Source organism: Ideonella sp. P3_A4, assembly GCF_056403075.1.
In genome coordinates this window covers 1-11,825 of sequence record NZ_JBFUGE010000164.1, presented here as the reverse complement: position 1 = coordinate 11,825, position 11,825 = coordinate 1, and the positions used below count along the sequence as shown (strand labels likewise).

12 protein-coding genes are annotated in these 11,825 nt (G+C 66.4%); 1 reads left to right on the top strand and 11 read right to left on the bottom strand.

What is annotated here, in order from left to right; genetic code table 11:
• Positions 1 to 1,217, bottom strand: a 1,217-nt coding sequence (locus AC1DYI_RS15850; RefSeq protein ID WP_477205092.1) for a Tex-like N-terminal domain-containing protein, incomplete at its 3' end; no start/stop codon positions are given.
• A 70-nt stretch (positions 1,218 to 1,287) separates the two neighbouring features.
• Positions 1,288 to 1,905 (bottom strand): hypothetical protein, encoded by a 618-nt coding sequence (locus AC1DYI_RS15845; protein WP_477205091.1) that lies wholly within the window; start codon positions 1,903 to 1,905, stop codon positions 1,288 to 1,290.
• Positions 1,906 to 1,937: 32 nt separating this feature from the next.
• On the opposite strand from AC1DYI_RS15845, the gene AC1DYI_RS15840 reads away from it, so the two are divergent.
• Entirely contained in the window at positions 1,938 to 2,783 is an 846-nt protein-coding gene (locus AC1DYI_RS15840) for an IclR family transcriptional regulator (RefSeq protein WP_477205090.1), read from the top strand.
• Here AC1DYI_RS15840 and AC1DYI_RS15835 read toward each other — a convergent pair.
• The 9 genes from AC1DYI_RS15835 to AC1DYI_RS15795 form a co-directional block, all read right to left on the bottom strand.
• Positions 2,780 to 3,694 carry an SDR family oxidoreductase gene (locus tag AC1DYI_RS15835; protein WP_477205089.1) on the bottom strand — a complete coding sequence of 305 codons (915 nt, stop codon included), beginning with the start codon at positions 3,692 to 3,694 and terminating at the stop codon, positions 2,780 to 2,782. The genes AC1DYI_RS15840 and AC1DYI_RS15835 overlap by 4 nt on opposite strands.
• A 23-nt stretch (positions 3,695 to 3,717) precedes the next feature.
• The gene (locus AC1DYI_RS15830; RefSeq protein WP_477205088.1) at positions 3,718 to 5,385 is read right to left on the bottom strand and encodes an isovaleryl-CoA dehydrogenase; all 1,668 of its coding nucleotides are present in this window, start codon (positions 5,383 to 5,385) and stop codon (positions 3,718 to 3,720) included.
• Complete coding sequence (locus AC1DYI_RS15825; RefSeq protein ID WP_477205087.1) at positions 5,382 to 5,939, bottom strand: GNAT family N-acetyltransferase; 558 nt, start codon at positions 5,937 to 5,939, stop codon at positions 5,382 to 5,384. Before AC1DYI_RS15825 ends, AC1DYI_RS15830 begins: the two co-directional genes overlap by 4 nt.
• On the bottom strand, positions 5,939 to 6,958 hold the full coding sequence (locus tag AC1DYI_RS15820) for an NADP-dependent oxidoreductase (RefSeq protein WP_477205086.1): 1,020 nt from the start codon (positions 6,956 to 6,958) through the stop codon (positions 5,939 to 5,941). Before AC1DYI_RS15820 ends, AC1DYI_RS15825 begins: the two co-directional genes overlap by 1 nt.
• Positions 6,959 to 6,970: 12 nt before the next feature.
• Positions 6,971 to 7,423, bottom strand: a complete 453-nt coding sequence (locus tag AC1DYI_RS15815; protein ID WP_477205085.1) for a PaaI family thioesterase — start codon at positions 7,421 to 7,423, stop codon at positions 6,971 to 6,973.
• Between the two features lie 4 nt (positions 7,424 to 7,427).
• Positions 7,428 to 8,219: an SDR family oxidoreductase gene (locus AC1DYI_RS15810; protein ID WP_477205084.1), complete on the bottom strand. Its 792-nt coding sequence runs from the start codon at positions 8,217 to 8,219 to the stop codon at positions 7,428 to 7,430.
• A gap of 20 nt (positions 8,220 to 8,239) precedes the next feature.
• Positions 8,240 to 10,057 carry an acyl-CoA dehydrogenase gene (locus AC1DYI_RS15805; protein WP_477205083.1) on the bottom strand — a complete coding sequence of 606 codons (1,818 nt, stop codon included), beginning with the start codon at positions 10,055 to 10,057 and terminating at the stop codon, positions 8,240 to 8,242.
• A gap of 136 nt (positions 10,058 to 10,193) precedes the next feature.
• On the bottom strand, positions 10,194 to 11,369 hold the full coding sequence (locus AC1DYI_RS15800) for an acetyl-CoA C-acyltransferase (protein WP_477205082.1): 1,176 nt from the start codon (positions 11,367 to 11,369) through the stop codon (positions 10,194 to 10,196).
• Positions 11,370 to 11,394: 25 nt separating this feature from the next.
• Positions 11,395 to 11,825 (bottom strand): M20/M25/M40 family metallo-hydrolase (locus AC1DYI_RS15795; protein ID WP_477205081.1); only part of this gene is annotated, 431 nt, incomplete at its 5' end.

Sequence of the window (11,825 nt, the reverse complement as noted above, 5' to 3'; positions counted from 1 at the left end):
CGCTTGATGAGGTCGCCCGCCAGCTTGTCGGTCTCGCGGCTCGCGGTACCGTTGCCGATCGCAATCAGGTTCACGCCATGGGTGGCACACAGGCGACCCAGCGTGTGGATCGAACCTTCCCAGTCCTTGCGCGGCTCGTGCGGGTAGACGGTGTTGGTGTCCAGCACCTTGCCGGTATCGCTGACGATTGCCACCTTCACCCCCGTGCGGATGCCCGGGTCCAGCCCCATCACGACGCGCTTGCCGGCCGGCGCGGCCAGCAGCAGGTCGCGCAGGTTTTCACTGAAAACCTTGATGGCAACCTTCTCGGCCTCTTCGCGCAGACGCCCGAACAGGTCACGCTCCAGGCTCATCGACAGCTTGACCTTCCAGGTCCAGGCGATCGTCTTGCGGATCAGTTCGTCGCAGGCGCGCTTGGCATGGCCCCAGCCCAGGTGGTGGGCGATGCGGCCTTCGGCCATCGTCGGCTGGCCCGGCACCACCTCTTCGTCGAGCACCAGCTTGGCATCGAGGATCTCTTGCGTGCGGCCGCGGAACACCGCCAGCGCGCGGTGCGACGGCACAGTGCGGATCGGCTCGTCGTACTCGAAGTAGTCGCGGAACTTGGCGATGTCGGCGTTGTTGACGTCCTTGCCATCCATCAGCTTGGACTGGAACAGGCCCTCTTCCCACAGCCACTCGCGCAGCTTGCGCACCAGCACAGCGTCTTCGGCCCAGCGCTCGGACAGGATGTCACGCACACCGTCCAGCACCGCATAGACATCGGCGAAGCCGCCGTCGGCGTTGATGAACGAGGCCGCTTCAGCCTGCGGGTCCAGCGTCGGGTCGGCGAACAGCTTGTCGGCCAGCGGCTCCAGCCCCGCCTCGCGGGCGATCATGCCCTTGGTGCGGCGCTTCTGCTTGTACGGCAGGTAGAGGTCTTCCAGCTCCTGCTTGGTGGGCGCCGCCGCGATGGCCGCGTGAAGCTCGGGCGTCAGCTTGCCCTGCTCTTCGATGCTTTTCAGCACGGCAGTGCGGCGTTCTTCCAGCTCGCGCAGGTAGCCCAGGCGCGATTCCAGCTCGCGCAGCTGGATATCGTCGAGCCCGTCGGTGGCTTCCTTGCGGTAGCGGGCGATGAAGGGCACGGTGGCGCCGCCGTCCAACAGTTCGACGGCGGTATTGACTTGCGCCGGCCGAACCTTCAGTTCAGCGGCAATTTGCAACAGGATCTTGTCCAAGGCGGGAAACCGATTCAGTCAGAGCGACAAAGCGCGCGAGTGTGCCAGAACCGCGATGCCGAAATGTGTGCTAGCCGAGGTATTGCACTGCGGCCAGTGCGAGCGCGAAACCACCGCCGATCAGCAGCAGGATCAGCGCCACTTCCAGCGTCAACTTGCCCTTGCAAGCGAAAGCAACAAAGAAGCACGCGCAGCCGGCGACGACACCGGTGAACATCAGCGCGATGCTCTGCTCGGTGCTCAAGTCGATGAAGCCGGCGCTGAGCGCACAGCCGAGGATCGCCAGGTTGCCGGYGATCGTGAACGAGGTGCCCCAACGTTCGCGCTCGGGGCCTACCGGCAGCGGCTCTCGCTGCCGCCCCAAGCGCTCCCTGCGCTGGCTCGCAGACCAGGCCAGCAGCACACCACCACCCAGCACGCCGAAGCCGCCAAACGCGCCGAACACGCCCACCATCGCATACGGTTGGCGCGGATCCTCCAGCGTTTCGGCGAAACCAGGGTGCTGCAAGATGAACCAGGCGAGCACGGCAGCCGCACCCAGCCCCACGGTGCCGAACAGCAGCATCGCGGTGCCGGCACCGGATTCGAAGCTGGACCAGCGCGAGACGACCCAGCCGACCAGCGCCCACAGCGGAAAGCCACCGAACAAGGCGGCCAAGCCCCAGCCGATCAGCGCCTCGTAGTCCATGCCTCGAATTGTGCGTGCCTAGAATCGACTCGATGAAGAAATCACGGGATGCCGAGACGCCGAGCGCCGAGCCCAAGTTGCCCGAGGTACCGCCGGAAACCGAGGCGCAGCGCAACGACCCGGATTTCGTCACCGCCTTGGCCCGCGGCCTGGCGGTGCTGCGCTGCTTTCGCCGTGGCGAGAAGGTGTTGGGCAACAAGGACCTGGCACATCGCACCGGCCTGCCCCGCTCGACCATCGCGCGGCTGACCCACACGCTGACCGACCTGGGTTATCTCGAATTCCACCCCGACATCGAGAAGTACGGCCTGGGCCTGGCGGTGCTGAACTTCAGCGTCGCCTACCTCGGGAACCTGGACGTGCGCGAGATCGCCAAGCCGCTGATGCAGTCACTGGCGAACGAGGTGGGCGCGACGGTGACACTGGCGGCACCGCAGGCCCAGCACATGGTGTTCCTCGAGGTGGCGCACGGCAACCCGACCTTCGCGCTGCGCGTCGGTGTAGGCGAGCAGGTGCCACGCGGCACCACCGCGGTCGGCCGCGCCTGCATGGCTGCACTGTCAGACCGCGATCAGAAGCTCGCGGACTTCCGCCGGCTGGTGCCGCGCGAATCCGATTGGCCGCGCGTACGGGCCGACATCGAGCAGGCGTTTCGCGATTTCGACACGCATGGCCTGTGCCTGTCGCTCGGCGATTGGAACAAGGACGTGCACGCGGTCAGCGTGCCGATGCTGGGCGCCGATGGCCGCAAGGTGATGGCCTTCAGCGCCAGCATGCCGGCGCGCCAGGCCGACCGTGAGCGGCTGTTGGGCGAGGTGGGGCCGAAGCTGGTGGCCATGCGTGACCGCATCGCGGCTACGCTCGCCGGCCGCTTCTAGCTGTCTTTCAGCGCTGCGCGCAACTGCTCACCCAGATCCGGCCGGTGCGCAAACGGATCGGTCGGGTTGCGCATCTTGACGATGTCTTCGCCCCTCACCGCGACCGGACCGAGCGCCCGCTCGTTCGGATGGCTGAAGATGTAGAAGCGGTTCGCTTCCATCGCGTYGAACACGAACTGCGCCACCTCGGCAGCACTGACCTTGCCGCTGGCCACGGCTTTTTCGCCCAGGATCTTGGCGACCTTCTGGCTCGGCGTCAGCACTTCATCGGCGTCGCGCATCTCACCGGGCCGCGCACGCTCGCTGTGGATGATGCCGGTGGGCACGAAGTACGGGCACAGCACGTGCGCGTGCACCTGCTCGGTCACCAGCGCCAAGTCCTGGTACAGCGTTTCGCTCAAGGCCACCACGCCGTGCTTGGTGACGTTGTAGGCGCCCTGGTTCRGCAGGTTCACCAAGCCGGCCATCGACGCTGTGTTGACGATGTGGCCCTGGTAACCCGGGTCTTTCTTCGCTGCGGCCAGCATCATCGGTGTGAACACGCGCACCCCATGGGCAACGCCCATCAGGTTGACGCCGACGGTCCACTCCCAGTCCTTCAGCGTGTGTTCCCAGATCAACCCGCCGACCGAGATGCCGGCGTTGTTGAACACGAAGTGCGGCGCGCCGAAGTGCGCCATCGTCGCGTCAGCCAGAGCTTGCATGCGGTCGGGATTGGACACGTCGAGCTGAAACGGCAGGACCTTGGCACCCAGCGCCTCGATCTCGACCGCGGCCTTGGCCAAGGGCTCGGGCATCACGTCGGCCATCACGACGTTCATGCCCTCGCGCGCGGCGATGCGCGACGCCTCCAGGCCGAAGCCCGAACCGGCGCCGGTGATGACCGCAGTGCGGYCGCTGAAGTAACCCATGGTGTGCCCTTCGAGAGAGAAATCTAGTGGATGGGATTCGCGCGTGCGATCAGCGCGTCGAACGGCGCGCTGCGGTGCAGGCTGCCAAAGGCGCCGAGCGAATCACCGCTGGCGATGCGTGAATCGCAGAACGCTTCGAACACGAAGTCCGGCGCGTGCTGGCGCAACAGCGCCGCTTGAACGGCCAGCGCCACGTCGCGGGCCAGGATGCGGGCTTCGACTTCGTCGGTCAGGCCGTCCAGTCGCGTCGGCAGCGTGTCAGCCAGGCGGTCGAACGCCGCATGCGCGCCACGGGCTGGCGCGAGCTCGGCAGCAAGGGCATTGGCCACCGGGCCGCCGCGCAGCGAGCGCAGCAGATCGATCGCCATGATGTTTCCTGCCCCCTCCCAGATCGAGTTCAGCGGCATCTCGCGGTAGRTGCGGGCCATCAGGCCTTCGCCGTGTTCCTCGACATAGCCATTGCCGCCCAGGCATTCCATCGCCTCTTGCGCGAAATGGCTGCCGCGCTTGCAGACCCAGAACTTGGCCACCGGCGTCAGCACACGGCGCATGATCGCTTCGTGGCCGCTCGCATCCTGACCATGCTCGGTGCGGTCCACCGTACGGGCAACGCGCATTGCCAGTGCCGTGGCCGCTTCGCTCTCAAGCGCGAGGTCGGCCAGCACGTTGCGCATCAAGGGCTGTGCATTCAGCGGTTTGCCGAACGCCTGCCGCTGCGCGGTGTGGTGGATCGCCAGCGACATCGCCTGACGCATCAGTGCGGCAGTGCCCAAGGCGCAGTCGAGCCGCGTCAACGCGCCCATTGCCAGGATCTGCGGGATGCCGCGACCTTCGTCGCCCACAAGCCAGCCCAGCGCGTCGCGAAACTCGACCTCGGAGCTCGCGTTGGCATGGTTGCCCAGCTTGTCCTTCAGCCGCTGTATCTCAACGTGGTTGCGCGCGCCATCCGGTAGCCAGCGCGGCACCAGGAAACAGCTGAGGCCTGCGCCGGTCTGCGCCAACACCAAATGCGCATCGCTCATCGGCGCCGAGAAGAACCACTTGTGGCCGGTGATGCGGTAACGCTCGCCCCAGGCATCGGCGCCATCACGCTCGGCGCGCGTCGTGTTCGCGCGCACATCCGAGCCGCCCTGCTTCTCGGTCATGCCCATGCCGAGCGTGACGCCGTTCTTTTGCGCCAGCKGCAGGCCGCGTGCGTCATAGACAGGCGCGGTCAATTTGGTGGACCAGTCGGCATGCAACGCCGCGTTGGCCTTCAAAGCCGGCGTGACCGCGTAGCTCATCGACACCGGGCACAGGACCGAAGACTCCAGCTCGGTGAAGAGCATGAAGCCAGCGGCACGGCGCAGATGGCCGCCCGGCCCTTCGGCCCACGGCGTGCCGTGCAGGCCATGGCCGACAGCGCCGCCCAACAGCGCGTGGTAGCTCGGGTGGAACTCGACCTCGTCGACGCGTCGGCCCTGCCGATCATGCGTGTGCAGTGCCGGCGGGTTCACGTTGGCCAAGCGGGCGTGCGTCTGCATCTCGGCGCTGCCTGCTTCGACGCCCAGACGATTGAGTGCGACGTCATCCGCGGCCAAGCCATGAAACGCCAGCGCGTCGCGCAACGGCTGGTTGCCTTCGAACAGGTTTGCACCGACCAGCGGCGCGCTCTGGTTCGTCACTTCGTGGGTCGGTGTCGGCACGTTCATGGCTGCGCTCCGAGAACCGAAGGGCCGCTCCCGAGGTTCATGCCCCCCTCGGGGGGCAGGCCGGGCGCCAGCCTGGACTTGGGGGGCGCTTTCAGCATCTCCTGATGCGGGATGTTGTCTTCCTGGTAAGGCTCACCGATCGCCTCGAAGCCGAACTCACCGTAGAACTTGACCAGGTGCGCTTGTGCACTGATGCGGTTCGGCAGCCCAGGGTAAGCCTCGGCACAGCGTTGGATGGCCTCGGCCATCATCACGCGGCCCAGGCCAGTGCCCCGCAATTTGCCATCGATCACGACGCGGCCGATCGACGGCTCGTCGTACTTCAGGCCCGGGTCGACCACGCGCAGGTACAGCAGCAGTTCACCCGCATGCGGGCCGGCCTCGGGCCGCCCCAGCAAGTGCCAACTGCGCTGGTCCAGCCCATCAGCGTCGAGGTACGGGCAGTCCTGCTCCAGCACGAACACGCGCTGGCGCAACTGCAGCACGTCGTACAGGCCTTGCAGACTCAAGCCCTCGAAGCGGCACCAATGCCAACTGGTGGGGATCTTCGCCATCAAACCAGCTTGACCAGTTGCTTGCCGAAGTTCTTGCCTTTCAGCAGGCCCAGGAAGGCCTCAGGTGCATTGGCAAGATCCTGCGCCACCGTCTCGCGGTACTTGAACTTGGCCGTGGCCACCAGCGTGCCCAGCTCCTTCAGTGCCTMGGGCCACACTTCCATGTGCTCGCTGACGATGAAGCCTTCGAGCTTCATGCGGTTGCTGAGGATCAGCTGCGGGTACGCCATCGGGATCGGCTCGCCGTTGTAGCCAGCGATCATTCCGCAGAAGGCCATGCGGGCGAAGGCATTGGTGCGCAGCATCACCGCATCGAGGATCACACCGCCGACGTTTTCGAAGTAACCATCGATGCCACTCGGGCAGGCTTCTTTCAGCGCCTTCGACAGCGACTTCAGATCGGTGTGGGCCTTGTAGTCGATGCAGGCATCGAAGCCCAGCTCTTCGACCACCTGCGCGCATTTCTGCGGACCACCCGCAATGCCGACCACCCGGCAGCCGCGCGCCTTGGCCAGTTGGCCAACCGCACCGCCGACCGCACCGCTGGCCGCGCTGACGACCACCGTCTCACCCGCCTTCGGGTTGATGATCTTCACCAGGCCGTACCACGCGGTCACGCCCGGCATGCCCACCGCACCGAGGTAGGCCGACAGCGGGACGTGCGTCGTGTCGACCTTCTGCAGYACGCCGCGCTGGCTGGCGTTGACCAGCGTGTATTCCTGCCAGCCCCCCATGCCGACCACCTTGTCGCCAGGCTTGAAGTGCTCGTTCTTCGACTCGACCACCTCCCCAACGGTGCCGCCGATCATCACCTCGTTCAGTGGCTGCGGCGCCGCGTAGCTCTTGGCGTCGTTCATGCGGCCGCGCATGTACGGGTCCAGGCTCAGGAAGTGGTTGCGCACCAGCACTTGGCCGTCCGCCAACGCCGGCACCGGCGTCTCGACCAGGCGGAAGTTGTCGACAGTCGGCTCGCCCTCGGGGCGCGAGGCCAGCAGAATCTGGCGGTTGATCGTTGTCATGTTGTTGTCCTTTCAGGTGTTGTCTTGGTCGTTGCGCTGCAGGGGCTTCAGCTGTCGCCCCTTGGCAGGTAACGCGCGCACGTATTTGAAGGTACCGGTGGCGTGGGCACAGAGGTGGTTGTCGGCATCGAATACCGATGCCTCGCAAAAGGCCATCGTCGACGTGCGATGCAGCAGCTTGCCGAGTGCACGCAATTCGCCCTCGGCCGGCCGCATGAAGCTCGACTTCATTTCGATCGTCGCGACGCCGGGCCCGTCGAGGTTCATGCTGCGCGCCGCGATGGCCATCGCCACGTCCATCATGGTCATCAGCACGCCACCGTGGGCCACTTCCCACGAATTCATGTGAGCGTCGTTCAGGTCCACCCGCAGTTCGCTGGCGCCGTTCGCACAAGCGTGCAGTTCCAACCCCAGCCGCTCGACGAACGGCACGCGGACAGGAAACGGGATCTTGCTGGAAGCCAAGCGCTCAGCCTCCGGTCAAGGCCGACACGCCGCCGTCCACCGCCAGGATCTGGCCGGTGATGTGTTTGCCTGCGGCCGATGCAAACAGCAGCGCCGCGCCCTTCAGGTCGTCGTCGTCACCCAAGCGGCCCAGCGGCGCGTGCGCGGCCATCTTCTCGGCGCCCAGCTTCTCCAGCAAGCCCTTGGTCATCTTGCTCGGGAAGAAGCCCGGCGCGATCGCATTCACCGTGATGCCATGCCGGCCCCATTCGCCAGCCAGTGCGCGGGTGAAATTGACCACTGCACCCTTGCTGGTGTTGTAGGCAATCGTCTGCATCTCGGGCGGGTTGCCACCCAGTCCAGCGATCGATGCGACGTTGATGATGCGGCCGGCGCGGCGCGGGATCATGCTCGCGTTGGCCACCAGCTGGCTGAAGACGAACAGGCTGCGGATGTTCAGGTTCATCACCTTGTCCCAAGCCTCCAGCGGGTGTGCCTCGGCCGGGGCACCCCAGGTGGCGCCGGCGTTGTTGACCAGGATGTCGATGCGGCCCAGGCGTTGCATCGCGTCATCGACCACGCGCTTCGCGTCTTCGGGCTGGCTGGCATCGGCCGCGACCCAGCGCGTGTCGATGCCCTTGGCCTGCAGATGGGCCGCGGCTTCTTCCAGGTCGCCTGCCTTGCGTGACGACAGCAGGATCTTCGCGCCCGCTTCGCCCAGGCTTTCAGCGATCTGCAGGCCAAGGCCGCGCGAGCCGCCGGTGACCAGCGCGGTCTGGCCTTCGAGGTTCAGCAGTTGTTGGATCGGGGTGCTCATGTCGTGTCCTTGTCTCGTCGTCAGAACCAGTCGTCTTGCATGTCGCGGCACACGGCTTCGCGTGCGCTGACCACCTTCAGCCATGCCTCGACCAACGGCAGCTCGTAGGCGAAGAAATAGCGGCAGGCTGCCTGTGCACCTTCGCGGCGCGACGCATCAGCCTGGCGCGCTGCCAGCGCCACGTCGAGCCAGATCCACGCGATCACCACGTGGCCAAAGGCCTGCAGGTACGGCGTCGCGTTGGCCAGCGCCTCTTCCGGCACGCCGGTGGCCCAGGCCGACTTGGTGGCGGCGCCCAGTCGCTGAACGGCAGCGCCAAGTTGTGTCGCGAACTCGGCCAGCCCTTCGGCGTGACCCGCGCGCTCGATCGTCCCGTTGATGCGGGTGGCCAGCAGCTTCAGCCCGGCGCCGCCTTGCATCACGACCTTGCGGCCCAGCAGGTCCAGCGCCTGGATGCCGTGCGTCCCTTCGTGGATCATGTTCAGGCGGTTGTCACGCCAGTACTGCTCGACCGGGAAGTCACGCGTGTAGCCGTAACCACCATGCACCTGGATCGCCAGGCTGTTGGCCTCCAGGCACCACTGGCTCGGGAAGCTCTTGGTGATCGGCGTCAGCACCTCCAGCAGCAACGCCGCTTCGGCCGCCGCCTCCGGCGTGCCGGTGTGCTGCTCGTCGACCAGGCGGGCGCAGTACAAGCCCAGTGCCAGCGCGCCTTCGCTGAACGCCTTCTGCGCCAGCAGCATGCGCTTCACGTCCGCGTGCTCGATGATCGGCACCTGCGGTGCCGCCGCGTCTTTGCCGCCCTCGGTCATTGGCCGGCCCTGTGGGCGTTGGCGCGCATAGGAGAGCGAAGCTTCGTAGCCCGCATAACCCAGCATCGCCGCGCCCAAGCCTACGGCGATGCGCGCCTCGTTCATCATGTGGAACATGCAGCGCAGGCCCTCGCCGGGTCGCCCGACGAGGTAGCCCACTGCGCCAGCCCGACCGCCCGGCTTGAAGCGGCCTTCGCCGAAGTTGAGCAAGGTGTTGGTCGTGCCGCGCCAGCCGCACTTGTGGTTCAGCCCGGCCAGTGCCACGTCGTTGCGTTCACCGGTCAGCTGCGCATCGGTGTCGACCAGCTTCTTCGGCACGACGAACAGCGAAATGCCCTTCGTGCCCGGCACCAGCTTGCCGTCCGGGCCGGGAATCTTCGCCAGCACCAGGTGGATGATGTTCTCGGTCAGCTCGTGCTCGCCGGCCGAGATCCACATCTTGTTGCCGGTCAGGCGAAAACGCGGGCCGAGCGGATCGGCTTCGAAGTCGTCGCCATCGGGCACGGCGYGGGTGGCCACGTCCGACAGGCTGGACCCGGCCTGAGGCTCGGACAGGCACATCGTGCCGGACCAACGGCCGCTGAATTCGTTCAGCGCGAAGACGCGCTTCTGCGCCTCGGTGCCGTGCGCCATCAGCAGGTTCGCATTCCCGACCGTCAGCAGGCTGCCGCCGATGCCGACAGAGGCCTTGGCGAAGAACGAGTTGGCCGCGGCTTCCACCGTGTACGGCAACTGCATGCCGCCAATCTCGTAGTCCTGCGCCGCGCTCAACATGCCGGATTCGCCGAAGGCCTTCCACGCGTCGTGCGTGGCCTGCGGCAGGATCACCTTTTCGCCATCGAAGCGCGGCTCCTCGATGTCGATCAGGCGGTTGAACGGCGCAAACTTCTCGCGCGCCAGGCGCTCGCTGGCGTCCAGCACCGAGCCGAAGGTCTCGCGTGAATGGTCGGCAAAGCGCGGCCGCTCGACCAGCGAGTCGGCGTGCAGCCAGTCGTAGAGCAGAAATTCGATTGTTGGTCGCAACATGGGGCCCCCACGCCCCCTTCCGGGGGCTGCCCCCCGAGGGGGCTCGCGCAGCGGACCGGCAAAGCCGGATCCGCGCACGCCACTTGATGAACGGCGGCTCCTTCGGAGCGCCTCCTCGGCTCGCGCGGAGCTTTCATCAAAGGACTTCGAACACTCCAGCTGCGCCCATGCCGCCGCCAATGCACATCGTCACGCAGACACGCTTGGCGCCACGGCGCTTGCCTTCGATCAGCGCGTGGCCGGTCAGGCGCTGGCCGGACACGCCGTACGGGTGGCCGACGGCGATCGCGCCGCCGTTGACGTTCAAACGGTCCATCGGAATGCCCAGCGTGTCAGCGCAGTACAGCACCTGCACCGCAAAGGCTTCGTTCAGCTCCCACAGGTCGATGTCTTCGACCTTCAGGCCCAGACGCGACAGCACCTTGGGCACCGCGAAGACCGGGCCGATGCCCATCTCGTCGGGCTCGCAGCCGGCCACCGCAAAGCCGAGGAAGCGGCCCAGGGGTTTGAGACCCTTGCGCTCGGCATAGGCTTCGCTGACCAGCGCGCAGGCGCCAGCACCATCGCTGAACTGGCTGGCGTTGCCAGCGGTCACCACGCCACCAGGCATGGCAGTGCGGATGTCCTTGATCGACTCGTAGGTCGTGCCTTCGCGCAAGCCTTCATCAGCACCGACAGTGACTTCCTTCGTGCGCAGGCCCAGCACCTTGTCGGCCACGCCGGCCGTCACGGTGACAGACACGATCTCGTCGTTGAACTTGCCTGCCGCTTGCGCGGCGCAAGCCTTTTGCTGGCTGCCGGCACCGTAGTGGTCCATACGCTCCTTCGAGATGTTGTAGCGCTTGGCCACGTTCTCTGCGGTCTGCAGCATGCTCCAGTAGATCTCGGGCTTGTGCTCCTTCAGCCAGCTGTCTTGCAGCATGTGGGTGTTCATCTCCTGCTGCACGCAAGAGATGCTCTCGACACCGCCTGCCACATAGACATCACCCTCGCCGGCGATGATGCGTTGCGCCGCCATCGCGATGGTCTGCAGACCACTGGAGCAGAAGCGGTTCACCGTCGCACCGCTGACGGTGATCGGCAGACCGGCACGCAGCGCGATCTGGCGCGCGATGTTGGCACCGGTCGCGCCCTCGGGGTTGGCACAACCCATCAGCACGTCTTCGATCGCGCCGGGGTCGATGCCCGCGCGTTCGACAGCGGCCTTGACCGCATGGCCACCCAGCGTGGCACCGTGGGTCATGTTGAAGGCGCCCTTCCAGCTCTTGGCCAGCGGCGTGCGTGCGGTGGAAACGATGACGGCTCGGCTCATGGCGGGCTCCTGTGGGAAAGTGGATTCAAGCGCCTGCGCCAGCGGCCTGGCTGACGAGGCGGTGGTAGAAGCGGATCAGCTCGGCCAGGTTGGCGGCCGAGATGCGTTCATTGGTGCCGTGGAAACGGGCCAAGTCTTCGGGCTTCGCGCGCACCGGCGAGAAGCGGTAGATGTGGTCGCTGATGGCCTCGAAGTGGCGCGAGTCGGTCGCGCCGATCATCAGCCCCGGCGCCACCAAGGTGCCCGGGAAGACCTCGCGCACCGTCTTGTTGATCAGCTGGTACGAGGTCGATTGCGTGGGCGAGACGCGCGAGGCTTCGCTCGCATTCGGCAGCGTCGACAGTTCGTAGTGCGCGCCGGGCATCGCGGCTTCGGCCACGTCGTGCACGTGGCCCATCACCGCCGAAGCGCTGTCGCCCGGCAGCAGGCGAAAGTTGACGGTCGCTTCGGCGCGGC